Annotated in this window: 17 protein-coding genes and 2 tRNA genes; 2 read left to right on the forward strand and 17 right to left on the reverse strand. The window is 54.4% G+C overall.

Features of this window, described 5'->3' with window-relative positions; translation table 11 throughout:
* Positions 1-2: 2 nt before the first annotated feature.
* The 6 genes from EI42_RS04785 to EI42_RS04810 all read right to left on the reverse strand — a co-directional run bounded on the left by EI42_RS04785 (position 3) and on the right by EI42_RS04810 (position 9086).
* Positions 3-704, reverse strand: a complete 702-nt coding sequence (locus EI42_RS04785; RefSeq protein WP_111319325.1) for an NADH-quinone oxidoreductase subunit C — start codon at positions 702-704, stop codon at positions 3-5.
* Complete coding sequence (locus EI42_RS04790) at positions 695-1060, reverse strand: NADH-quinone oxidoreductase subunit A (RefSeq protein WP_111319327.1); 366 nt, start codon at positions 1058-1060, stop codon at positions 695-697. Before EI42_RS04790 ends, EI42_RS04785 begins: the two co-directional genes overlap by 10 nt.
* Positions 1061-1241: 181 nt before the next feature.
* Positions 1242-3881 (reverse strand): PP2C family protein-serine/threonine phosphatase, encoded by a 2640-nt coding sequence (locus EI42_RS04795; protein WP_170142353.1) that lies wholly within the window; start codon positions 3879-3881, stop codon positions 1242-1244.
* Positions 3882-3928: 47 nt separating this feature from the next.
* Positions 3929-5716 (reverse strand): protein kinase domain-containing protein, encoded by a 1788-nt coding sequence (locus tag EI42_RS04800; protein ID WP_111319331.1) that lies wholly within the window; start codon positions 5714-5716, stop codon positions 3929-3931.
* A 437-nt stretch (positions 5717-6153) separates the two neighbouring features.
* Positions 6154-7482, reverse strand: a complete 1329-nt coding sequence (gene hisD, locus EI42_RS04805) for a histidinol dehydrogenase (protein WP_246046322.1) — start codon at positions 7480-7482, stop codon at positions 6154-6156.
* 194 nt (positions 7483-7676) lie between these two features.
* Positions 7677-9086: a spinster family MFS transporter gene (locus tag EI42_RS04810; RefSeq protein ID WP_170142354.1), complete on the reverse strand. Its 1410-nt coding sequence runs from the start codon at positions 9084-9086 to the stop codon at positions 7677-7679.
* Between the two features lie 172 nt (positions 9087-9258).
* On the opposite strand from EI42_RS04810, the gene EI42_RS04815 reads away from it, so the two are divergent.
* Complete coding sequence (locus EI42_RS04815) at positions 9259-9747, forward strand: tetratricopeptide repeat protein (protein WP_111319335.1); 489 nt, start codon at positions 9259-9261, stop codon at positions 9745-9747.
* 27 nt (positions 9748-9774) lie between these two features.
* Here EI42_RS04815 and EI42_RS04820 read toward each other — a convergent pair whose 3' ends face one another.
* From EI42_RS04820 to EI42_RS04870, 11 genes are all read right to left on the reverse strand, one after another.
* Positions 9775-10107 carry a hypothetical protein gene (locus EI42_RS04820; protein WP_111319337.1) on the reverse strand — a complete coding sequence of 111 codons (333 nt, stop codon included), beginning with the start codon at positions 10105-10107 and terminating at the stop codon, positions 9775-9777.
* Positions 10108-10217: 110 nt separating this feature from the next.
* Positions 10218-11027 (reverse strand): DNA repair protein RecO, encoded by an 810-nt coding sequence (recO, locus tag EI42_RS04825; RefSeq protein WP_111319339.1) that lies wholly within the window; start codon positions 11025-11027, stop codon positions 10218-10220.
* An 80-nt stretch (positions 11028-11107) separates the two neighbouring features.
* A tRNA-Cys gene (locus tag EI42_RS04830) sits at positions 11108-11182 on the reverse strand.
* 14 nt (positions 11183-11196) lie between these two features.
* Positions 11197-11268: transfer RNA gene (locus tag EI42_RS04835), tRNA-Gly, on the reverse strand.
* A gap of 87 nt (positions 11269-11355) precedes the next feature.
* Complete coding sequence (locus EI42_RS04840) at positions 11356-13704, reverse strand: helicase-associated domain-containing protein (protein WP_111319341.1); 2349 nt, start codon at positions 13702-13704, stop codon at positions 11356-11358.
* Positions 13691-16030 carry an SWIM zinc finger family protein gene (locus tag EI42_RS04845; RefSeq protein ID WP_211326015.1) on the reverse strand — a complete coding sequence of 780 codons (2340 nt, stop codon included), beginning with the start codon at positions 16028-16030 and terminating at the stop codon, positions 13691-13693. The genes EI42_RS04840 and EI42_RS04845 overlap by 14 nt, the downstream gene beginning before the upstream one ends.
* Before the next feature lie 130 nt (positions 16031-16160).
* Positions 16161-16952, reverse strand: a complete 792-nt coding sequence (locus tag EI42_RS04850) for a 16S rRNA (uracil(1498)-N(3))-methyltransferase (RefSeq protein ID WP_111319345.1) — start codon at positions 16950-16952, stop codon at positions 16161-16163.
* Between the two features lie 21 nt (positions 16953-16973).
* Positions 16974-17897 carry a 50S ribosomal protein L11 methyltransferase gene (gene prmA / locus EI42_RS04855; protein WP_111319347.1) on the reverse strand — a complete coding sequence of 308 codons (924 nt, stop codon included), beginning with the start codon at positions 17895-17897 and terminating at the stop codon, positions 16974-16976.
* 50 nt (positions 17898-17947) lie between these two features.
* A complete protein-coding gene (locus EI42_RS04860) occupies positions 17948-18859 on the reverse strand; it encodes a GNAT family N-acetyltransferase (protein ID WP_111319349.1) in 912 nt (303 codons plus the stop codon).
* A gap of 128 nt (positions 18860-18987) precedes the next feature.
* Positions 18988-20709: an acyl-CoA mutase large subunit family protein gene (locus tag EI42_RS04865; RefSeq protein ID WP_111319351.1), complete on the reverse strand. Its 1722-nt coding sequence runs from the start codon at positions 20707-20709 to the stop codon at positions 18988-18990.
* Positions 20710-20931: 222 nt separating this feature from the next.
* Entirely contained in the window at positions 20932-22113 is a 1182-nt protein-coding gene (locus tag EI42_RS04870; protein WP_111319353.1) for an acetyl-CoA C-acetyltransferase, read from the reverse strand.
* 412 nt (positions 22114-22525) lie between these two features.
* Between EI42_RS04870 and EI42_RS04875 the strand changes: the two genes are divergently transcribed.
* Positions 22526-24358 carry a S53 family peptidase gene (locus EI42_RS04875; protein WP_170142355.1) on the forward strand — a complete coding sequence of 611 codons (1833 nt, stop codon included), beginning with the start codon at positions 22526-22528 and terminating at the stop codon, positions 24356-24358.
* The last annotated feature ends 67 nt before the right edge of the window (positions 24359-24425 follow it).

Raw genomic sequence — 24425 nt, forward strand, 5'->3', positions numbered from 1 at the left:
TGCTACTTCTCTGGCGCGCCCTGGGGGGTATCTTCCGGCCCATGAGCAGAATGACCAAACGTCGGTGTCCCGGGGTGCAAGCGCTCCTGCATGCCCTGACCGAGCTTCTTCTGCACAACGCGCTCCAGACGCTGCTGCTGGAATTGACCGGATACAGCCATATTCGGATCAACCTGTGTTGTCGCCCGTGGCTTGACCGTCAGAGGGACCTGATGGAAATCCTTACGCAGCGGGTAGCCCTCAAAATCATCATCAAGAAGCATACGACGCAGATCAGGATGCCCGGCAAAGTGGATCCCATACATGTCGTAGGTTTCGCGCTCCAGCCAGTTCGCTGTAGGCCAGACCGAAACGACACTATCAACAACCGGCTTCTCACGATCAATGCGCACTTTCACCTGAAGCAACTGCCCTCTCACAATGGAGCGAACATGGTAGACCACTTCCATATGATCGAGCATATCGACCCCTGATACACAGCTCAGCAATTCAAAGCCAAGCTGATCACGCAAGAAACGGCACACGGCGACCAGATGTTCCGCATCAACCTCCAGACCCAGGAAGTCTCCCTTCATGGTCTGCGGCTGAACCGGCTTCCCAATAATCTGCGCGATCGGCGCCAGATCACGGGCAAGCGCTGCGTTCTGATCTCGATAGCCAGTTGTTGCACTGGGTATGTTTGTTGAACGTGGTACTAGATCCATCGCGTCACTCCCTTACGCCAGGCATAGACCAGGCCAAGCGTGAGCACAATAATAAAGAAAAGAATTTCCGCAAAGCCAAAGATACTTAGCTGTTTAAAGATCACCGCCCAGGAAATGATAAAAACAATATCAACGTCAAATGCAACGAAGAGCAAGGCGAAGATATAAAAGCCCAGAGGATATTGCACCCAGGCGGAACCGATCGGAGTTTCACCAGACTCGTATGTCTGTAGCTTCTCTTTTGTAGCATTATGGGGTGCAAGCAGATTAGCAACGGCCATTGCAAGTATCACAAAAACAAAGCCCGCCACTAAGAGAATGCCTGCATATAAATACCCAGGATTAAGGGTTGGCACGAGCTTTCCTCCCAATAAAAAGGCCTTTATTATTTCGACAAAGGCTAGAAGATGCTGCACTGATTATAGCACAGGGAGAAAGGAGCGACAATTTATTACGCCCCTTCCCTTTCTACGAATCATGCGCAAAAAGCGGCACAAAAAAGCGGGCGGGATGCGATCCCGCCCGAGAGAAAAAGCCTTATTGCAGGGGTGGTAACTCGATGGTATCCGGCTTTCCCACCACCTGGAAAGAGGGTGCAGTTGGTGGCTGTGCCGCCTCTGCCAGTTCAACAAACACCACACTGACATTGTCTTCACCGCCCCCATCAAACGCGGCCTGAATCAAGTTCTGGACCATCTGTTCTGGTCCCTCAGGCGCTGCCAGGATACTCTCGATCTGGGGATCACGGACCATATCCCAGAGACCATCCGAGCAGAGCAGTATCTTATCGCCCGGCTGAAGTGTGACCTGGAAGCTATCTACCTCTATCATTGGTTTCTCGCCCAGGCTGCGATAGATCTGGTTGCGCTTTGGATGGGTGTAGATGTCGTCAGGCTTGATAATGCCCGCCTCCACCAGACTGGCAACAACCGAGTGATCGTTTGTTATCTTCTTCAGTCCGGTTCCCGGACGATACAGGTAGGTGCGACTATCGCCAACATTGGCGACATAGGCATTCGCCCCCACCAACAACGCCGCAGTCATCGTCGTGCCCATATCAGCACGCTGCTCCATGTTATTCTGGTGTACCGCCTGATTGGCACGCTGCACGCCCTCCACAAGCAACTTCTCCAACGAGTCGCCGTGAGCGATATAGTTTTTGTTCAGGATCGGCAGCATAAAGTTCACGATCGTCTGGATCGCCAGACGGCTTGCAGCGCGTCCAGCTGCATGACCACCCATACCATCAGCAACGATAAACAGGCCAAACGGCACATACGTTGAATTGACATTCCAACTCCCATAGGCCGCAAACAAGCTGTCCTCATTCGGCTTGTGCTTGCGCTTGATGCCCGGATCAGAGGCCGTGCCAGCTCGGTACAGCGGCATGAAATCAGCCATGAAGGAGCGATCAAACGGAACCGTCTTCTCCGTATCGGCAGAGGACGGGGCCACACCGGGTGGAATCGGGCGTGTTGGCTCATCCTGAATCGACTGTTTGGGTGGCATCTCTGCGGTTGGCATCTCCGCGATTTTATCCGCCGGTATCAGATTTGCCGGACGCAGGCTCCCAAGCGGCTGAGACGAGATGCGATAGTGCACACCCGAGGTTGAAGGTGAGAGCACCTGCCGACAGTTTGTACAGAAATTATCGTCTTTCTGAACCGGAGCGCCACAGGCAGGACAGGTCAATTCAGCTCCCTTCCGCTGAGCGGACGAGGCAGCCTGAGCAGGCTGTGTTTCACTGCCAGCAGGGAATGAACCGGGGGCAACTGACGCTTGATTGCCAGCGCCCTGAGATACCTGCACCTTTTGCTGCTCCCAGAGAGGCTGAGATTGCGGGGGCTTTTGCTGATGTTGCATGGCTTGCGCCTCCTCCTCTTGTTTAATTCTTGCTGCGTCGGGCTCTGCCAGGCGCTCAAGTTCTTCCAACTCGGCCTGAAACTTGCGCATACGTGCCTTCTGGCTTCGTGCACGTCCGAAACGCAGGCTAACCCAGATCAGCAGGATCACCAGAATGAGAAATACGGCTGCAACGATCAACAGCCAATATGGAAGATGGAAACCGAATAGAGTGAGCCCTGCGGCTTCGGCCTCCCTCTCCTGATTCTCAGTAGTGGTTGTGTTCTGATGCTGTAGCTCTTGCGCTGCTTCCTGACGCAACAGATCGGCCCCCTGAAACTGAGGATTCTCGGCTACCACACTCTGGAAATCGCTCTGCGCCTGCTCATAGCGCTTCTGGTAAAAATTGGTAACGCCGCTCTTCCAGTGGGCGTTTACAGTGTTTTCATGGGACTTCTGTAGTTCCGGTAGCTGCTGCTTGATAAAAGCATTGATTCTGTCGCCGGAAATCCGGGTGTTTCCCACATAGAGGCCAACCAGATCCCCGACATTATTGACCACAGGCATACCCAGACGGTTCTGACCAAGCTCTTCACCGGGCATCTGCACCGGGGTGCGATAGGTACCCGCCTCCTGTCCATCGCCACCGTCATGCACCGCTTCAGGCATCACAATCGCGTCTTCATTCTTTGCCAGGCCAAGTGTGAACGTTTCCGATGGTGAGTTGCTGACAACAGAAATGAAAGGTAACGAATGCGAATAATTCAGCGAAAAAGCAACCACGCCATCCTTACAGGGGCTGGTCTGGCACTTCAGAGAAGTCAGCTTATCTCCCTTTTCAATATCAAACTGCAAGGGGATGGGAGGCATTTTCTCATTAAACGCCGTACTGAAATAGATAAACAGCCTGGATAATTTGGCATTTGGACGAGAGGAAGCGCAGGTTCGTCCATCATTGGTGACAACATTGCCATCCGTTAGAATCCAGGTATTCAACTCATTGTCAGCAGCCCAACTCGCAAAAATCACTCCCAGGCCGGTACAGGAAAACATAGTGCTGGGAACCACCACTGAAGTAGCCTGGGGAGTCCCTGAGGTTGGCGAAGGGGTCGCGTCAGCTGTATTCTCTTCTACGGTATACGTAGCCACCAGGCGCACCAGCGAAGCACCGGCACGAGCAACACCCAATGGCGGCCTGTTTTCTGCCGCCGCGACAGAGACGGGCGAGAACGCAAGCAGATGCAGAATCAAAGCAACAAGAAGTCCCCCCAATGCACAGACAGACAGCGACCGACCTCGCCATTGCCATCTGGAACTGAGACTATGCGTATTCATTGACATTTTCCCTTCATGCCGGAGTGACAGCGCATAGAAATCTGTCTTTATCGTCCTAAACGTGCGCGTAATCGTTGATACATCTGTGCGACCGCCGGATTCATCGAGCCCAGAGGGCCCAATACATAGGAGCATTCCCTGAAAGCATCTTCCAGCTTCTGTTCAGCTTCATACACCTGACTCAGCAAGAAGCGCGTGTTATGATCGGCTGGATTCGCGATCAAAGCCTGTACAAAACCATGTTCAGCGACAGGATAGCGCTGCATACGCATTGCAAGGCGTCCAAGCATCTGCCCATAATGACCCATCATCTGAGGTGGCTGTTTCGGCACCAGATTTAGCGCTTCCTGATAGGCTTTCAGCGCCGGTTCCAACTGGTTTGTCTTCTCATAACACAACCCCAGACGGAAATGCGTTTCATGATCCCGCGGGTTCAGGCTAACCGAGCGTGTGTAATGTGGAATGGCCTGATAGGGCTGCGGACGAAGATAGAGCCAGATATCCCCCATCAACTTGTGCGTTTCGGCGTCATTCGGGTCCAGCTCAATGGAATGTGCATAGGCCCGGATCGCCTGATCGACCTGAGGGGGGCGTCTCCGCGCAAACACCTGACCGAAGAGCTTATGCACCAGCGCGTTATTGGGTTCTATACCACACGCCTGCATGGTTGCCATATACGCCTCTTCAATTCGCCCCGCCGCCATATGACCAAGCGCCGCCGTAATAAACTGTCCGCCCGGGCCGGTTGTCCCGGTTGTCACCGGACCAGATGAAGGCACATATCCACCCGAGCCGCCACTTGGCGGATTCTGTGGGCCGCTTGGTGTTTGCCTGCCAGCGAAATGCTGTCCGCTGCCCAGAGGAGCAGAAACGACCGGTGTAGCGGTGACCGGCGGCAAGTTCCGTAAAGCCCGCGCCATCTCATCACAGCTCTGCCAGCGCTGATTAGGCGTATATGCCAGAGCCTTCATCAAGATCTGCTCAAAGCCGACAGAGAGATCTGGACGCAAGGAGCGCACAGGCGGGAAAGAAAAGATAGTTGGCTTGTTATTTGCAGCATCATGGCAGGTTAACACACGGTGCAGGGTCGCCCCCAGAGAATAGATATCACTGCGCGGTTCCGGCATGCCGTGCAACTGCTCAGGTGGTGCATAGCCAACCGTCATAATAATGGTCGCCTGCCCCTGAGACTGGAAACTACGAGCAATACCGAAGTCAATCAATTTAATTTCATCCTGCCCGGTGACCATGATGTTGGAAGGTTTCAAGTCACGAAAGATAATCGGAGGGTTCTGGCGATGCAGATATCCCAGTACATCGCACAATTGGATGGCCCAACTTCGAGCACGTGCCTCGGGCACGCCTCGCGCTCCATTGACCCCTATCACAGTGCCTTCTTTTTCAAGAATCTCGGATAGAGTACGTCCCTCGATAAAGTCCATCACCAGATAGTAGCGACCATCTTGCGTAAAAAAGTCGCGCACACGAGGAATACATTGATGACTTAAATCCAGCAACAGAGTCGCTTCACGTCGGAACCACTCAACCGATTGAGCCCGCTCCGCCTCTGCGGTGAAGTCATCCAGCATCTCTTTGACGGCACAAGGACGGTTAAAGCGCTTGTCAATTGCACGATAAACAGCCCCCATGCCGCCAGCCGCAATCAACCGCTCAATCCTGTAGCGCCCGTCTGAGAGCTCCGTATCAGGGAGTAAACGGCGGCGTGCTTGCGCCCCACCATCGGTTGACGGCGTAGGGGATACTGGCCCACTCTGAGGCCCATTCTCACTGCTTACAGATGATATATTTTTGGGATCAGGTGCATTATTATTCATATCTTGCTGTTACCGATCTTCAACTTTTTAGACTCTATCTAGCAACAGGTCAACTGCTGATATACTATCTGATACGTGACCTTTATATATGCCAGCAACAATACTGCGTCAGATCCCCCGGCGTGTGCTACAACGTATTCCCTTTCCTTCTGACAACAAGAGACGCATAGCACCTTGACCTGGCAACTCTGTTTGAAGGGGAGGACACCTTCCCCTGCGCACGGGTCCTCTCACTAGTCTACATTACAAGATGGCCTCTATGTAGGGGGAATTATAACACATCTTGTCTCCACTGGGCAGTAGCCTACTTCACACAATCACACTTTTCCCCCCTCTTCCGCACTAACGCACGCCACTGCTCCATGTAGCATACCATTTTTCAGGATGTACACCGAATACTGGTATCTTTGGGTAGATGGTTCATTCCCCCAACAGTGCTATTTCCTTGCATCAGGGACCGGTCGTTCGGTTACCGCTTGAGCATGAGCCGGGAACCCCTCGAAGGTGGCCAGACGACGTGTGGTCTCACTCAAGGAGGCATAGCCCTCTGCCGTCAGATACGCCACTCCGGTTCGCTTGAGAAAATCGAATACTGAGGTACAGGAAAAGGTATGGGCAAAGCCACCGGTTGGCAGAATCGCATTGGTCCCAACACTATAGTTTCCGGTACAGGTCGGTGTATATGGCCCTAAGAGAATCTCACCTGCATTCTTGAGCTCGCTTAAAAGCGCAAATGGCTCTTGCACATGCACTTCCATATGTTCAGGCGCGTACTCGTTCACGAAGGCGATCGCGTCCTGCATAGTCTTCGTTAGCAGGATGCCACCCGTTCCCTTTTCCCCCGTCAATCCATTGAGACAGAATGACCGCCGCGGCTCAGGCAGCGCCTCAATCTTCGCCGGCAGCAGCGCCGCAACCGCCTGTGCAAGCTTCCGGCTATCAGTCACTACTATACTCGACGAATCGGGACCGTGTTCCGCTTCAATCAGTACATCACGAGCAACCAGCTCAGGATCTGCGCTCTCATCTGCCAGAATGATCGCTTCGCTTGGACCAGCCGGAAGGCCAACATCAACCGTCCCATACAATAAACGCTTGGCCGCGGAAACATACGGATTTCCAGGCCCGGTAATCTTATGGACCCGAGGAATACTCTGTGTGCCATAGGCCAGCGCTGCAATCGCGTGAGGACCGCCAATGCGATAAATCTCATGCACACCGCAGAGATCAGCCGCGACCAGCGAGGCTGGGTCAACCGCTCCATCCGGTCCGGGAGGCGTACAAACAACAATTCGAGGCACACCAGCGATACTGGCCGGAGCCGCAAGCATATACATCACAGAAGGGAAGGCCCCTTTTCCACGCGGCACATAGAGACCGACACTACTAATCGGGGTGATCTTCTCACCTGCCATCACGCCCGGCGCGACCTCGGTAAACCACTGTTCATGGGGCAACTGACGCTGATGAAACGTTCGCACATTGCGAACCGCATGCTCGATTGCGGCATAGACATCTTTCTCTAATGCAGCATGCGCTTGCTCGATCTCTTCTCGACTCACCCGCAGACGATCAGGTGTCAGGTGCACTTTATCAAAGCGGGCCATATACTCAATCACCGCTTCATCTCCACGGTCACGCACATCTCGCACAATCGGGCGCACATACTCGATCAGATCGTCAATCGCGACCTCTGAACGCCGCAACAGTCTTGCTCGCTGTTCCGCGCTCAGTTGTTCCAGTTCATAAAAATGAATCTTTGACAATTCCTCAGAACCTCCCGGCACACAATTCTACTGCTCAATACAATAAGACGAATCAGAAGATTCTACAACTTTTTCTCTCTTCATCATAAGTGACAGTTACCCTCCTTGTCCATACAGAAAGAAGAACCTCCCGCTCGCGGGCAGGAGATTCCTCTTTCGCTCGTATTTTCCGTTGACGCTATCACCCGGAAGGCCTATGACGCGGGCACGATTCTCGCTTCCCTGTCCGCCTGCTCAGCAGCCGCCACATCGTCCTTCATCCAGCGCGCCCCAAAAATTCCAACCAGTCCAGCCAGCACCAGCGCCGGAACGCAAGTATACAGAAATGCCAGAGCCAGTTCGTTGCCCGCCATATTCGCCTGAAAATGAGTCCCATGCGTCGGGTCAAAAGAGGTTGCCAGCATGCCCACCAGAGGCGGCGCAAAGGCATCCCCCAGCAGGTGCGCAACTAACATCGAGACCGCGACCGCGCTCGAACGTAAATAGGAAGGGACAACATCCTGAATCGCCGCGGTGCTCGGCCCGGTATAGAGGGTGAGCAGAATCGCTGTCAGGACAAAGAAAAGTGTGAAGAGTGTCATATCCCGGGTCAGAATGGCCGTTGCAAAGACCGGCGCACAGAGCAGAAAGCCAAGCCCACACACCAGCACACGCGCCCCCGGGTGCCGCCGATTCAGCAGATCCGAAAGATAGCCACCAGTCAGCGTCCCGATCAAGCTGGCAATGACAATCACGCCACCAGAGTACAGGCCAGCTCGATCTGAGGAAAGATCAAATGTGTCCTTCTGCTGGAGAAAGACCGGGAGATAGTAGGCCGCGATGCCAAGCACAAAATAGGCAAAGATCTGCATGACGGTTAATGTGATCATGGTCTTGATCTTTAACAGAGACAGGCATTGCTGTAGAATCGTACCACGTGGAGCATTTGTCAGCTCCACAGGCTCCGATACAGCTCCGCGCTGCTGTTGTTCTTCCTCATCGGCCTGATTGCGTCGGGGCTCTCGCGCCAGCCAGATAAGCAGCGCCAGCAGCAGGCCCGGAATACCGGTCAGCAAAAAGGCCAACCGCCAGCTTCCAAAATAGAGCGTTGCCAGATAACCGCCAAGCGCATAGCCACCGAGCACGCCCACATACTGTCCGATACTCCAGAAGCTCATAATGCGTGAGCGGCGCGAACGACTGAAATAGTCGCTGAGCAGCGCGGTCCCCGCCGGGAAATATCCCGCCTCCCCAACCCCAAGCAACATACGAAACAAAAAGAGAGACAGAAAATTGTTCGCCAGCGCGGTCAGCGCTGTGGCACAGCTCCAGATCGCCACACAGGTGGCAACAACGTTCTTGCGCTTCAGGCGATCACCTAGCATTCCCAGTGGCATCGAACAGAGCGTATAGACGATCAGGAAAGCTGAACCGATCAGGCCAAGCTGCCCGAGGTCAAATTTCAGCTCTTTTGCCATCACGTTTCCTGCACCACTGAGGACATACCGGTCAAGGTAGTTCAGAAAGCTGATACAGAACATGACCCAGAAGACATAAGATGCGGATGCAACAAGTGGGCGACGTCCTTCGCCCTTTCGAGGAACAGGTGCGGTATCTTCCATCATACCTCCAGAGGCGGCTACAATGCAGCACATTCAATTCCTCTTAACCATATCATAGAAAAAGGGTATTTCCTAGCATTGAGGGGGGCGGGAAAAAACTTCTTGCACACGGATGCTCGCTACTCAAAGATGGGGTATACTGGGAGCTATTATGATAGCGACAGGAGCCGATCGAATGGAAGCGAATTTACAGCACGCGATAGAACTCTATACAGCGGGCAAGCTTGAAGAAGCGCGAGAACAACTTTTACAGCTTGTCACTGCCAACCCCAAACACCCGCAGACGCTCTATTATACCGCCTCAGTACATGACTCGCTCGGACTGGAGCACGAGGCAGAGCCCTATTATCGGGCTGCACTGGACAACGGGCTCACGGGTTCAGAACGGGCAGAAGCATTTCTGGGTCTGGGAAGCACCTATCGAGCCCTGGGAGAGTATCAGCAAGCGGTCGAAACTTTACAGCAAGGCGTTCAGGAGTTTCCACAGCAGAGAGCGCTACAGGTCTTTCTGGCAATGGCGCTCTACAACGTGCAACGACACGCAGAGGCAATGGAGCTGGTACTTCGTATCATCGCGGAAACCAGCTCGAATGAGGACATTCAGACCTATAGGCGAGCCATTCTTTTCTACGCCCCTCAACTCAATCAGGTCTGGGAGGCATAAATAAAGAGGGGGAACAATCCTCCTCTTTCATCGCACCTCTACAGGTCCGTGATCGTCACAATGGTTGCCATGCACATGATGCAAGCGACCATTCACCAGATAATCCATATGATCGCCATGCGGGATCTGCTCATGTTGGCAGCTTGTATGACCGCTACACGCGCAGCTCACCTGCTTGCATTCCTCAGGATTCTGGGGGCTGACAGCAATCACGTGCTCATCATAGTGATCGCCATGCGGGTGATGCAGGTGCCCTTCATGCAGGTAATCGAGATGCCCTTCATGCAGAACGGCTGTATGTCCACATTGTGAGCCGTGAGTATGGGCATGTATTTCATGGAAACGATGATCGTTCGCCATACTGGCGCTCCTTCCATTGCTAACAAAAACAGACTCTACTGAGAGCACGCTTTTGTTCACATCACCGTTTCTCAGCCAGAACACCGCATCATGTATTGATTGTATCGGCGCTAGTGCCGGGTCGACATCGCCAGAAATTCCCAGGACTCCGGGTCACGCTCAAGATGCTGGCGTAACAGGCCACGCACTGCATGCTCGATCTCGCCATGCAGCTGCTCATTCAGATGCAGACGCGGCACCTGAGCCCAGGAACTGCGTTGGAGCAGACGCAAGACTTTGAGCGCATTGACCGAGATTTTATGAGACCACAAATGCGAGCACTCGGGACAGAGCGCACCGCCAAGCGTCGGGGTAAAGCCATTCTCCACCGGTTCCAGCTCCGCATCACAGTGAGCACAGGTCCGAAGCAGCGGCTCATAGCCAATCAATGAGAGAAGGTGAATCTCAAAGAAGCGCAATAACAGCAGGCTGCGATCGCGCTCATGGGCGGCATTGAGCGTTCCGGCAGTGCGTTGTTGCTGAAGCTCCTGCGCATCAGCATCCAGCACACGCAAGGCTAGCGTTAGCAGTTCATAGACTTCCGGGTAGGGGTTATCGTCCTCGATCAGCCGGTCAATCAATTCTGCCAGATAGGTACTACAGGTCATATGCCAGAACTCACCCCGCAGATGGAGAAAGCTTTCACTCACCTGAGCCTGCGTAATAATATCGAGATTACGCCCCTGTGCCACGTGCAAACGCGAAAGGCACAGCAGCTCAAGATGGCCCGATTTGCGACTGACCGGGCGACGCGTCCCCTTCGCGATAGCACTGATCTTTCCTTTATAGGGAGTAAAGAGCGTCAAAATGCGGTCGGCCTCGCCATACGGGAAGCGTTTGAGAATGATTGCATTGGTGGAGTATGTACGTGGTTGCGCCATAAAGAGCAATCCAGAAAAAGCATTGGTAGCGTGAACGCCAGAACAACACAAAAAGGCGTGAGGTCTCACACCATCACGCCTGGAGGCGACGAGCGGATTCGAACCGCTGAATGGGGCTTTTGCAGAGCCCTGCCTTACCACTTGGCTACGTCGCCATACAATAAAAAAGAGCGGGAGACGGGATTCGAACCCGCGACATCTTCCTTGGCAAGGAAGCGCTCTACCACTGAGCCACTCCCGCTAGTCTTAGTGCTAGCGCGTCGTCATCACTTTCTTTTTTCTGTGACTCCCGACTGCACGTATAAAATATCATAACTTGGAAGAGTTGTCAACTACTTTCCGAGGAATTTTTTTGAAACTGGGAAAATTCATCTAAAGCGAAGCCTCGTTCCCGTAACAGAGCTCGTAACCGCCCCAGATCGGAGGGGGAAATGCGCACAAAGCGATACTCTGGCTCAAGCGTTGGACCCAGTAAAGCACTCACCTGCTCGTCTCCATGTAGATCCTGTAATACCTGCTCAGGCAAACGCAGTAGCGGGCCCTGCTCAAGATAAATGGACGTGCTGGCACTATAGCCATCACCCCAGAGTTTCAGGCGGGGCAACAGAGAGCCCGGGATCCCATCAAGGCAATACCGTTGCAGAAAACGAATGATCCCTTCCAGCTCCATTCCCTGTTTCAAGGCCTGCCGCACGGAGTCAGGCGTGAGACAGAACCCCCCATGAGTCTTGTGCTGCTCACAGAAGCGCTCAGCCACCGCTGCCACAAAGAGATCAACTACCGGATACAGTGGCTGTAACACCCCATCCTCTAATAACCGCCATTGCGGCCCTCCCGCCTCACCGGCCAGCGGAGAGTGAGCAGGCGCTTCCGTTTGTGCAGGCAAAAGCGCACGTTGCCAGAGCCATTCCCGAATCTCCTGCATCCGTTCTGGAAGCACCTCGACCAGTGTTGAGCTCAAGCGCCGCACATACAGTTCCTCCTGTGCACAGAGCTCATCCAGCACCGCCGGGTCTTCAACTTCCAGCAATATCACCTTGCGCCAGAGCTCGACCCGCCGCGCCTGTCGCTCCCACTCTTTGAGCGAATAAGCGACATTCTGTGGTAATGTGCTATGAGACTCTGTTTCCAGAAAGCGGGTGATCTTCTCAGCATTCAGTCCCTGCTGAATGGCCCGCACCACACTGGCCTTCGAGAGACGATAGCGAGCGACATGCTCAAGGTCAATCCGTTCAGCAAAACGATCCAGAGAGATCAGCAACCCCTCCGAGACGGGAGCAAGAACGACCAGCTCAAAGTTCGGTTGCACAATCAAACGACCCTGGATCTCATCGCCTGTTACAGGTTCACGCTCTGCCATAATCAAAGCCGCCTCTGGCAGAAGACGAAAACGTGTCGGCTTCTCGGCATGATCCAGTTCAGTGATCCCGAGCCAGGTAAGCATCTGGCTAACTACTGTCTGAATAAAGCCGCCCTCGACGGCATACCAACCCTCACGCGGCGTCAGCCAGCCCTTCCGCAACCGGAAATCCCAATTATAGGGGTTACAACCAGTCGAATAGCGCTCCGCTCGCGGCCCATACTGCCGAGGGAAGAGCAGGTAGGGAGCAAAGAGCTTCATATGCGCAATAAAAGCAGGAAATGTAATCCACTCCCCCACTTCCTCGTATTTCAGCCGTTCAATCACAGTCTGCCGAGAGCGCAGTATCTCGCTATGCACCGCCTCAAGGGGCGCGGGACCTGGCCGCACATTCACCTCGGGAAGATAGGGAATCTCGTTCCAGAATGCATCTTCAAGCGCGAGCTGATAACAGCGGCGAGCACGCTCAAGCAGTGGTTGCCGAAAATAGGTTCGAGCCGGAGCAGCCAGCAGTGTCCCCCCCTGGACACGCAATAATCCCAGTTTGAGCAAGAGCAGACGCACAAACAGCAGGTATGGTATATCGGTCTCGCTTCGGATCTGTTCCAGTCGGGTACGGTCATCAACCCGTTCCACAATATAGCGCAAGGCTGAACGCGCCAGCAGGCCATTGTTCAGCAGCGTGAGCCCCTCTCGTGCCGCCATCACCGCTGACCAGTAGAGATACAGCATTCGTTGCAACGCCCGGGCCCCCGCCCCTACATCGTACAATTGCTCCTCAGCAAGGGCAGAGAGCGGTTTCGTGGGGGGCCAGAGCTTCAGCGCCGCCTCTTTCACAGATGCGGGAACGATCAGCATACCATCATGAATCCCGCTGGCATAGTCCAGACTGGCAAATTGTGTCTTCTGGCTCCAGAAGATCAGGCCACGAAGCAGCAACAGATGCAGGGCCATCTCAAACCGCCCGTGCGAATAGGCGGCAGGATATTGAACACTTCCATTCATGCCCGGGCGAGCATCTTCAAGCTCATTTCCCTCTCCGAGCAATCCTGCATATGTGGCATACAGGGCCAGATCACGGCTATTGGCCCGCCCGCCGCACCAGACAAGTTCACAGAGCAGCCGCTTTTCCAGCCCTCGCAGCTCGCTCAGCGCCTCTATCAATGCTCCTGGTTCAAACAGACGAGCCACAATTTGCTCAAGCTCATTCCCCTCATCTTCGTTGCCAGCCGGAACCTTCACACGTCGTGCCCGGAGCATTGCCTGCACGTGATAAGCTGGCACGGTACGCAACAGTTCCAGTTCACTCAACTCCATACTGTCCCTCTGTGTGCAAGAGGGGAGTCTGTCCCCGCCGCTTCAATTCTTCTATTAACTGGTCCACCATCTCATTGCGCACAATCGCCATTGTTGGTTGAATACGCAGCACCTGTTTTTCCTCAAGGTCGACCTGGGCAGTCAGTTCGGCCATAATCCCCGGATCAGCCGTTTCCAGTATCGTCACACCGGTATATAAACGAGCGCGACCATAGCAGTTGAGCCAGTGACGCACCTGTGCCAGCAGCGCACGCAAGCTCTCATCTGCCCGCGTCTCCTGCAAGGCTTCTAGTAGCTCAAGTAGTGGCTCAGGACGCATGCCTCGATCAAGCGCAGCCGCCATTTTGCCGGGAGAGAGCCGATACAGGAGTTTCCCCTGATCAACGCCCGCTGGTTGCAGAAACGACTCCAAACGATCCAGAATAGGCCAGGCCTGCGCACCAGGAGCAACCCTGAGTGTTGTGGTATTCTCTATTTCTACCAGTGGAAGTCCCTCCCGGAAATCTACAAAGGCGGGTTCCGGCAACGCATCAGCAAACAAGAGATGCTTTGCCTGTGGCAGCAAACAGAACGCCTGGACCTGCTGCTCGGCTGAAACGACGGTCGCACAGAGCCCCCACCAGCTCAACGGTCCCCGCAAAAGATACTCCAGATAAACCTTTTCAGCGCGTGACCAATCATTCCACAACTGAGGGCGTAAGGGATGACGATCATCGGTTTCAAGCCACCAGTGAGGCTGCGGATTGAGCCGTTGTCTATGCTGTAAAAACAGAGGATTTAGCCGGTAGACAAAGCGAGCAAAGGGAGCAAACGTGACCCATTGACCAAAAGGGACGCGCGTCAGAAGCGCTATCAACGTCTGGCGGGCCTCACAGTTCTCACTCTCTAACTCACCCGCACGCAACAGGGGCCGATTGAGCGAATCACGGTGAAAGGCAACCCTGATCCCACCTGCCTGCAAGGCCTGTAGCTCATCAAGAGCTGTCTGCTTGAGCCAGAGATCAAACAGAGTACGAGCTGTTTGCATCGAGGATGGACCGAGCAACAGGGCCGTACAGTCCGGGAGCACCCGCAGCCGTTCCTCTTCGCGCAAGACAAAACCGGCTAAACGCAGCAGCCGAACCAGAAAAGAGAGATATTCGGCAGGACGCGACACCACTTGCTGCGCAGTCTGCAACAGCGCTTCAGGCAGGTGATTTGAGAAGACCGGCTGCTCATCACGCGTTGTCTGATCTAACCACTCCCGTTCTTCTGTAGAGAGCAGGTAACCGTCCAGCGCCCGAGCCAGTAGCAGGAGTTCTGACAGCAATTTCTGCAGTTGTTGCTTGCTGACTTCGGGGATATCATGAACCGATAACGCATAATGGCTGATCGGGACGGTGACACGCAGAGCAGCACGAACTTCCTCAGGGACAAACCAGCCATGCTCACGAGATAGACCTTTGCGGAAAAGCAGCCCTTTCGCCTGCAACACCTGCAAAAGATCCTGAAGCTGTCCCGCACGGCTCAATGAGAAGCGTTCATAGAGTCCGCGCAGTTCACCTTCAGACACGGTCCCCCCTGAAAGCGTAATCACGGCCAAAAGCTGGCGGGGGGCTTTCTCCAGCGAGGCCGCCACTCGTCGGATTGCTTCAGGTTGCTGCAACGCCTCAAGCAGTGCCATGATTATCTGCTGTTTGTTCAGGCCGGTTACCGTAAGCTCATATTCCCGGGCAAGAGAGCGCAATTCTTCCTGCCCATACCGCTGTAAGAGCTCTACCACTTTTCCTGCAGGAAGTGTGATTCGCGTCTCATGCTCAGGCGCACGAGCGGGAGCCTGTCCCGTCTCGACGATTGATGGGGCAGCAGGTGCATAGGATTTCGCCTGAGGCCTCGCATATGACTTTAACGACTGCTTTGGCGGTGCAGGCAGTCGTTCCGGTTCCTGCTTTTTTGCGGGTTGGGCAATGGGAACAAAGGCAGTCGGCTCCGCCAGCCAGTAATAAAGCAGAGCCGCGGCATGAGCACAGATCCGCTCGGATCGCTCATTACAGGTACAGATATAATCCCAGGAAGTCGTGCTCTGAATCGTAATGCTGACATCATAGCGGCGCGACTCACCTGCGGAAGCATCTTCATCCAATTCACCGATCAGCGCCAGAGCTACCCGTGAGGACGCATGAGCTACACGCACAGTTCCACTCAGAGATGCGCCCTGTCGCTGTGGCTTCAGCACTGCCCCCATATGGCAATATTCCTGTCCTAGAGAAGCAGTGGTGAGACCAGCCATGTGAATAATATCGGTAGCCTTCAGGCGCAAAAGGACGCCCGGTACAACATTTTCCATAGCACCATTATTGTCCGCAAAAAGCTCGTTTTCCACAGGAACCTTTCTCCGCTGTGGAAACAGAAAAAGCTGTAAGATACTCAGAATACGCTTATATGTCCGGCTATCTTAGCACGAATCACAGGCATGGTCAATGAAGCCCTCGCTCTACGCCGATACACTCTAACTCATACATGATATTCGCTACAGCCGTGATTGCCGCTGTCTCTGCTCGCAGAATGCGCGGCCCGAGCGAGACAACCTGTGCTCCATGCTCCCGCGCAATGCGCGCCTCATCGACCGTTAGTCCGCCTTCAGGACCAATAAACACAACCACCGTGAGTGGCTCCACCGCCGGGGCCTCAGTATAGGCGGTTCGAGCCGCCTTTAGCGTTGTCCGCAGATGGTGTGCTTTTTCTTCTTCCCAGGGCATGAGAACTAATGCCCCCTCAGGCAACTCATCGAACACCCGGGCAAACGGTCGAACCGGTGCCAGTCCCGGGATCCGTGCACGACCACATTGCTCCGCTGCTTCCTGCACAATTCGTTGCCAGCGTTTCAACTTGGAGGAACCAACCTCGCCGAGTCCAGCCGTCGAACGCTGACAGATGGTTGGCACAAAGGTTGTCACTCCTAACTCCGTTCCCTTTTCAAGGATCAGCTCGAAACGGCCTGATGACTTCAACAATCCCTGGCACAAAATGACTTTCACCGTTGAGCCGGTCTTTCCCGGGGAACGCTGCTCAACCTGCACCTCAACACGAGAGCGCGAGAGGTTCATTACCGAGCAGAGCGCCTCATCTCCGCTGTTATCCAGCAGGACAAGGTGCTCCCCTTGCTGCAAACGTAAAACATCCCTCACCTGATGGGCAACGGTATCCGGTAAATCAAGCGTGGAGCCAGGTTGCAAAGGCAACTCTGGCGGGACAAAGAAACGATGCATAGACCCTCACAACCTTACTGATTATGCGGTGCGCTTTCGTAGCACAAGCGCGAGCCAATCTTCCATCATCACTTTTTCGACCAGTTCCAGCCCGGCAGCGTACAACGGCTCCTCGGCATCTTTCCGCCGTTCCTCAATAATGCCGCTGACGATGAGCAGGCCATCAGGAGCAAGCGTCTGTGCGAGTTGCGGGGCCATTCCTCCGATCACGTGGGCAATAATATTTGCCAGCACCAGATCATATTTACCTTCGTGCTGCTTTGCCGTCTGCTCGTCCAGCACCCCAAGCACCACATCGATGCGATCATCCAGATCGTTCATTTTCGCATTTTCGGCGGCGCTCTCGGCGGCAACGCTGCTGTTATCAATGGCATGCACATGAGCTGCTCCGAGCCTGGCGGCGGCAATCGCTAGAATGCCGGAACCAGTGCCCACATCCAGCACCTGCATTCCAGGCTTCACGCGCTTTTCCAGTTGTTCCAGACACATGCGCGTGGTTGGGTGCAGGCCAGTGCCAAACGCCATACCGGGATCAAGCGTCAGCACGACCTCCTCCGGCTTCGGGGTATAGTCACGCCATGAGGGACGAATTACCAGGCGCTTGCCAATCAACGTGACATGATAGTATTCTTTCCAGGCATTGGCCCAATCTTCCTCACTCACCGGGCGCGTTTCCAGATCACCGACCAGATGTGACCCGATCGCAGAGAAATGCCAGAGCGCTTCTCGCACGCGCAAACAGATATCCTCTTCCGTCCCATCAATAGGCACATATGCATGAAGTTTGACCGGCTGACCCTCCAGCACGCGATACGCCTGACCCTCTTCATACAGCTCTATTGGCTGTTCGATCACCACACCATCCGGGCTGTAGCGATTCAAGAGTTCACTGACCGACTCGACTGCATCAGGATGAGAGGTAACCGTAAGTTCTAACCAACGCATAGTATTTCCTGTTCTCCAAGTAGATAATGTTTCCCTTATACAAGGGGTTCCTACCGTGCGTCCGACAACGCCAGCGGTAAGAGATAATATCCATACGTCCGTGTGATACGAAAACCACAGGATTGATAGAGTTGAAGAGCGGGAATATTCGTTGTATTCACCTCAAGCTTGACCTTCCATTGCTCATCATGAGGCAGTGAACGTATCGCTTCTTCGAGCAAGACACGCCCATAGCCACGCCCCCGATACTCGGGTTTTATGATGAGACTGTAGAGCCAGCAGGTCCACTCATTACGATCCCAATCCAGACGAACAACGCCAACCGCTTCCCGACAACTGACAGCACCCTCACCAAAAGTCAGCAGATAATAGGAACAGTGGGGATTAGACCAGCAACTCTCAACTCGCTGGCGAATGTGCGCCGACGACTTTTGAGAAATGTCCGCCAGAACAGAGATCACCTTCTCCATCTCATCGTCTTGTGCAGGTTGAAACGAAAGGCGGTCATCAAAGGCAAAGCGTTCCTGAAACGTCGCGAGCTCCATTTCATGCTCGGCACGAGCAAGCGAAGCGCCAAGTGCGGTCAGAAAGGCCTTGCCACCCGCCGCCCCCTCCTCACAAATGAGCTGCAACTGCGTGGCGCCAGCCGCGCGTAAAACAGCCTGAGCCTGTGCCACCAGTGCCCGGGCGATCCCTCTCCGCCGATAGGCCGGGTGAACCATCACACTCAGCTCCCTCTCCTCAACTCCTTCAGCATACAGATAGCCAGCAAGCCTGCCATCCTCGTACAAGAGAAAATGAGTTTTGAGCTCGGGATCCCGCAGATCCTTTTCAAGCAGGCGCATATGCAAATTTTCATACCTGTTGCACGCATCAGCAAGCTTCAGGATTGCAACGACATCCTCTGCGGTGAGCGAGCGCTTCTCGATTGGGCCATCTATTCTTTCAATCATTGAATCCATCCAATCAAGCCCCCTTTCAAACTCAAACGGCGGGCAGACAAAGGGCGCAAGTCATTGTATCACTGAATGCGTTCAGGTACAAAACCTTGCGCCCGCTAGAAGGGTATGCTCGCATTGAGACGTTCTATTTAGAAAACGGCCGGTTCCATGTATTCTCCGAAGACGGTGCGGAATACATCCATAATCTCGCCTAGAGTTGCATAGGCTTTCACCGCATCCAGAATAAATGGCATGGTATTCTCTGTTCCTTCGGCCGCGCAACGCAACCGGTCCAGAGCCTCTCGAACCGCTCCCTGATCTCGCTCACGACGAATCCGATTCAGGCGCTCAAGGTGTACTTTCTGTCCTTCGTAATCAACATAGAGCGTCGGTACAGGAACCTCTTCATCCATGACATATTCATTGACGCCGACAATGACACGCTTTTTCGCATCAATTTCCTGCTGATACCGATAGGCAGACTCAGCTATTTCACGCTGGAAGAAGCCATTCTGGATACAGGCAAGCACACCACCCAGTGAGTCAATCTGCTCGATATAGGCCAATGCCGCACGCTCGGTTTGATCGGTCAGCTCCTCAAGAAAGTAGGAACCACCAAGCGGATCAACGACGTTCGCCACGCCGCTCTCATGCGCGATAATCTGTTGTGTGCGTAGCGCGATCAAGGCCGCTTTCTCGGTGGGAAGAGCCAGCGCCTCATCAAGTGAATTGGTATGCAGCGATTGTGTACCCCCCAGTACAGCCGCCAGCGCCTGAATAGCGGTCCGCACGATATTGTTTTCCGGTTGCTGTGCGGTCAATGAGACGCCTGCTGTCTGCGCGTGGCAACGCAACATCATTGAGCGCGGATCTTTGGCTCCATAGCGCTCCTTCATTAACCGTGCCCAGAGTCGACGAGCAGCTCGAAACTTGGCAATCTCCTCAAAGAAGTCGTTATGGACATCAAAGAAGAACGAGAGCCTCGGCGCGAACTCATCAATCTTCAGCCCACGCTCAAGGGCGGCATCCACATAGGCCAGCCCATCGGCAAGGGTAAAAGCAAGCTCCTGCACGGCGGTCGCTCCCGCCTCACGGATATGATACCCGCTGATACTGATCGTGTTCCACTTCGGCATAAAGCGCGTGCCGAACTCAATAGTATCAACAACCAGGCGCAGCGAAGGTTCCGGCGGAAACAGAAACTCTTTCTGGGCAATATATTCCTTCAGGATATCGTTCTGTAAGGTACCCCCGAGTGAGGCCATCGGGAAGCCCTGCTTCTCAGCATTCGCGATATACATCGCCCAGAGCACCGGCGCGGGGCTATTAATGGTCATAGAAGTAGTAATCTTATCCAGAGGCAAATCTGCAAAGAGGATCTCCATATCGGCCAGAGAAGAGATCGCGACGCCACATTTACCAAACTCTCCGGCCGCTTTCGGGTGATCGGTATCGTAGCCATAGAGCGTCGCCATATCGAACGCGGTAGAAAGGCCGGTCTGCCCCTGCTGGAGCAGGTACTTGAAGCGCCGGTTCGTATCCTCGGCGGTGCCGAAGCCAGCGAACATACGCATTGTCCAGGGTTTCGCCCGGTACATGGTAGGCTGCACGCCCCGTGTATAGGGGTAAGTGCCCGGGAATCCCAGATCACGGGTATAATCCAGATTTTGATTGTCCAGTGGCGTATAGAGCCGCTGCACCGGTACACTGGATGTCGTCATCAGATTCTTTCGCTCTGGGACCCGCTCGATCGATTTTTGCACGGCCGTCGCTTCCCACTCGGCCTTGTTGACCGTCAGGCGTTCCAGTTCGGCCTTATCAAAAAGGGTTCCCTGTTTCACAGACGGCTCAGTCGGTTTTTGCTCAATCATTGAACGCTCTCTCCTCTGCGAGTTAGCACGGTCAGCAAGGGCACGCGCCCGTTTCTCCAATATTGTATCATAGACCGAATTTTCATTGTATGGTACTGCTCCTATGCAGAAAACACAGCAATAGACGCCTTCTTCTTGTGCTCCCTGTTTTTCTGCCACCGGAATACTGCGGGGAGAGCGCCTTTGAGGAATACACGCCCTCCCTCTCTCATTCTACAGGACTCAGACCTCAACCGTCATCGCGACTGCTCCACCGCCACCCAGACAAAGTGTTGCCAATCCACGTCCACCGCCCCGCCTGCGCAGCTCATAGATCAGCGTCGTCAGAACACGCGATCCGCTGGAACCAATCGGGTGGCCCAGAGCGATCGCGCCACCATTCACGTTCACCCGTGACCAATCCCAATCGAGCTCTTTCCCATTCGCAAGCGTCTGAGCCGCGAACGCCTCGTTCACCTCAATCAAATCAAAATCATTGATCTCTAATCCAGTCCGCTCAAGCACTCGGCGCACGGCTCGTGTTGGAGCGGCGAAGATATAGCGAGGCGTGATCGCAGCCGAGGCATAGCCCGTAATACGCGCCAGCACATTCAGGCCGTGCGCTTTCGCGAACGCCTCATCCACCACAACGGTCGCGGACGCGCCATCACTTAAGCCGGGGGCGTTGCCTGCCGTTACGGTGCCTCCTTCAAGGAAAGCGGGCTTCAGCTTCGCCAGCGCTTCCGCCGAGGTATCGCCACGAATCGGCTCATCCGTATCAACGACGATAGTGCCCTTTTTCTGCTTGATCTCAATGGGGATGATCTCATCCTTAAAGCGTCCGGCCTGGGTCGCGGCCAGGGCTTTCTGATGGCTGCTCAACGCGAACTGGTCCTGTGCCTCGCGTGAAATCCCGAACTTTTCCGCAATGATCTCGGCCTCATTCCCCATATGAATGTCTTCAAAGGCGCACCAGAGGCCGTCATGCACCACCGCATCGATCAGCTTTCCGTCACCCATGCGATAGCCGGTTCGCGCCTTCGGCAACAGATAAGGGGCATTGCTCATGCTCTCCATGCCACCCGCAACAAATGCCTGACCATCTCCGGCGCGAATCGCCTGCGCCGCCAGCATCACTGCCTTTAAGCCGGACCCGCACACCTTATTGATCGTAAAGGCGGGCAGATCCTCAGGTAATCCGGCATGAATGGCCGCCTGCCGGGCGGGCGCCTGTCCCAGGCCCGCGGAGACGACATTACCCATAATCACTTCATCCAGGCTGGCTGGATCGATCCCGGCACGACGTACCGCTTCTTTTATTGCAATAGCGCCCAGATCGATGGCGCTCAAACTTGCAAGACTCCCTAAAAATTTTCCCGTCGGCGTCCTCGCCGCTCCTACAAGAACGGGAATATGTTCTGTCATAAAACCCTCCCTGGGATGCAGAATTCTATCACGACATTGTGACCCGTAACGAAAAACAAAGTACTGCCATTTCTGGCCTGTTTCATTGTATCCCCTTGCATGATACCTGGTCAAATGAGCAACATAGCAAACTGCCGCTCTTCTCGCCGCTCATAGACGCTTCCAGCAAAGAGCAGCGCTCCGGTTTCCTCAGACTCCCTCAACCGCTCTATAGATCAGGCTCATTTCACCCTATTCATATGATGTTACAGTATAGAGCAATGCACTACCGCATAGTTATATATATCCTTTTTATATCTATAGATGCGGAACATGCTGCACTCCTGCACAGGCAGGAGCCAGAGTATCACCGGGTGAAGTCGAAGGGAGGTTAGAAGACCTTATGCCCACATGCCCAAAGAACACGAGCAGAGTGTCTCTGAAAGAGTTGTTTCTACCTGTCAGTATTCTGCTCACCCTCATCGGGACAGCGCTGCTTCAGTGCCTGTATACGCCTCCGCTTCAGGCGCTGACTCCGCTGACTATCCCGGGTTCGCTCTCCCCCCTGCTCCCCGTTAGCCTGCTCAAAGGAGAGAGCCAGAGCACGCAACCACTTACTATTTCCCTCGGTTTTCGTCCGCGCAACGAAGATCTGTTCAACGCCTATATCGAAACTCTGAATGCGGGTGGATCGCCCCCCATGCTGACATCACAGCAGTTCAACGCGCTTTTTGCCCCTAATGAAAGCGCCTATCAGCAAGTTCGGGCCTATCTTGAAAGCGCTGGCTTTCACGTTCAGAACACCTACCAGCACCGATTGCTCCTGACCGCCACAGGTACCGCTGAACAGGCAGAACAAACCTTTGGCGTCAATATTCAGAATTATGCCGCGCCAGATGGCCATCAGTACTACGCAACGAATCGTGAACCCCGCTTGCCAGCACGGTTAGCCTCATTTATCTCCGGTATTACCGGACTCAATAACGCGATTCAATGGGAGCACAGCACCCGTATCACAGCTCGCCCCCTTGAGAAAAGCGCCCGTGGGGCAGAGCTCGGCTGCCCGGGCCCTGGAGAACGCTATTATCTTCCCGAGCAGATCGCCCGGGCCTACGGCTTCGATTCACTATATGAGCGGGGCCTGCGTGGAGAAGGACAGACCATCGCCCTCTTTGAGCTTGATGATTACTCGACCACCGATCTTGATACCTATAGTGCCTGCTATGGAGACAGCCAGACCTCTATTGAACAGGTTCTTGTTGGCAACGGCCCGGAGCGCAGCGGCCCCGGCTTACTGGAAGTCGAGCTTGATGCGGAACAGGTATTGAGTATGGCCCCGGGTCTTCGTACCCTGAAAATCTATGAAGCATCCAATACGCCCGCTGGCGTGCTGGACGCCTGGAGCCGCATTGTTGAAGACCGCGTGCCGGTCGTCAGCAATAGTTGGGGTGTCTGTGAGGATCTGGCAGATCCAGCAATGCTCAAACAGGAAAACACCCTCTTGAAGGCCGCCGCCCTTCAGGGTCAGAGCATTTTTGTTGCCTCGGGCGATAGTGGTAGTTCCGCCTGCGCGCATGCCAATCCAGCGCTGAAGCAGCTCAATGTCAGTGATCCCGCCTCTCAGCCCTTTGTAACAGCAGTGGGAGGAACCAGCCTGGAATTGAACAGCGACTCAACCTATAAAAGCGAATCCGTCTGGAATCATCCGACTGAAAACACGCCCTCACCTCGCATCGGAGCCTCAGGAGGCGGAATCAGCCACTACTGGGCAGCTCCTTCCTGGCAACAAGCGCCCGGAGTGATTAACCCGCATACAAGCGCGGCCCCCTGCCAGGCCGGCAACGGGCGCATCTGCCGTCAGATTCCCGATATCGCCTTGCATGCCGATGCAAGTAAGGGTTACCTGATTTATTGCTCGGTCCCATCAGCAGGCTGCAACAAAATGAAGCCCTGGCTCGCAGTTGGTGGCACCTCGGCAGGCGCTCCTATCTGGGCGGCCTTTACCGCTATTACCAATCAACAGTTACAGAAACATGGGGGAGGTCGTGTCGGCTTCTTGAATCCCCTGCTCTACAGACTGGCCTCCAATCCGGCAAGCTATCAGGCCGCCTTCCACGACATCACAACCGGCAACAACGACTTCAACGGCTGGCATCAGGGAACATATCCAGCCACCCGCAACTATGATCTCGCGACCGGCTTAGGCAGCCTTAAGGCCGATCAGCTCCTCTCCTATCTGGTCCAGTTGCGGCAAACGAGACGATAACACTTGCACAAAACGAAAAAGGGAGCTGCCCCGGCAGGCGCTCCCTCTGTCTTTCTCATTACCAGGT

The sequence above is a fragment of the Thermosporothrix hazakensis genome (genome assembly GCF_003253565.1).
GTDB lineage: Bacteria > Chloroflexota > Ktedonobacteria > Ktedonobacterales > Ktedonobacteraceae > Thermosporothrix > Thermosporothrix hazakensis.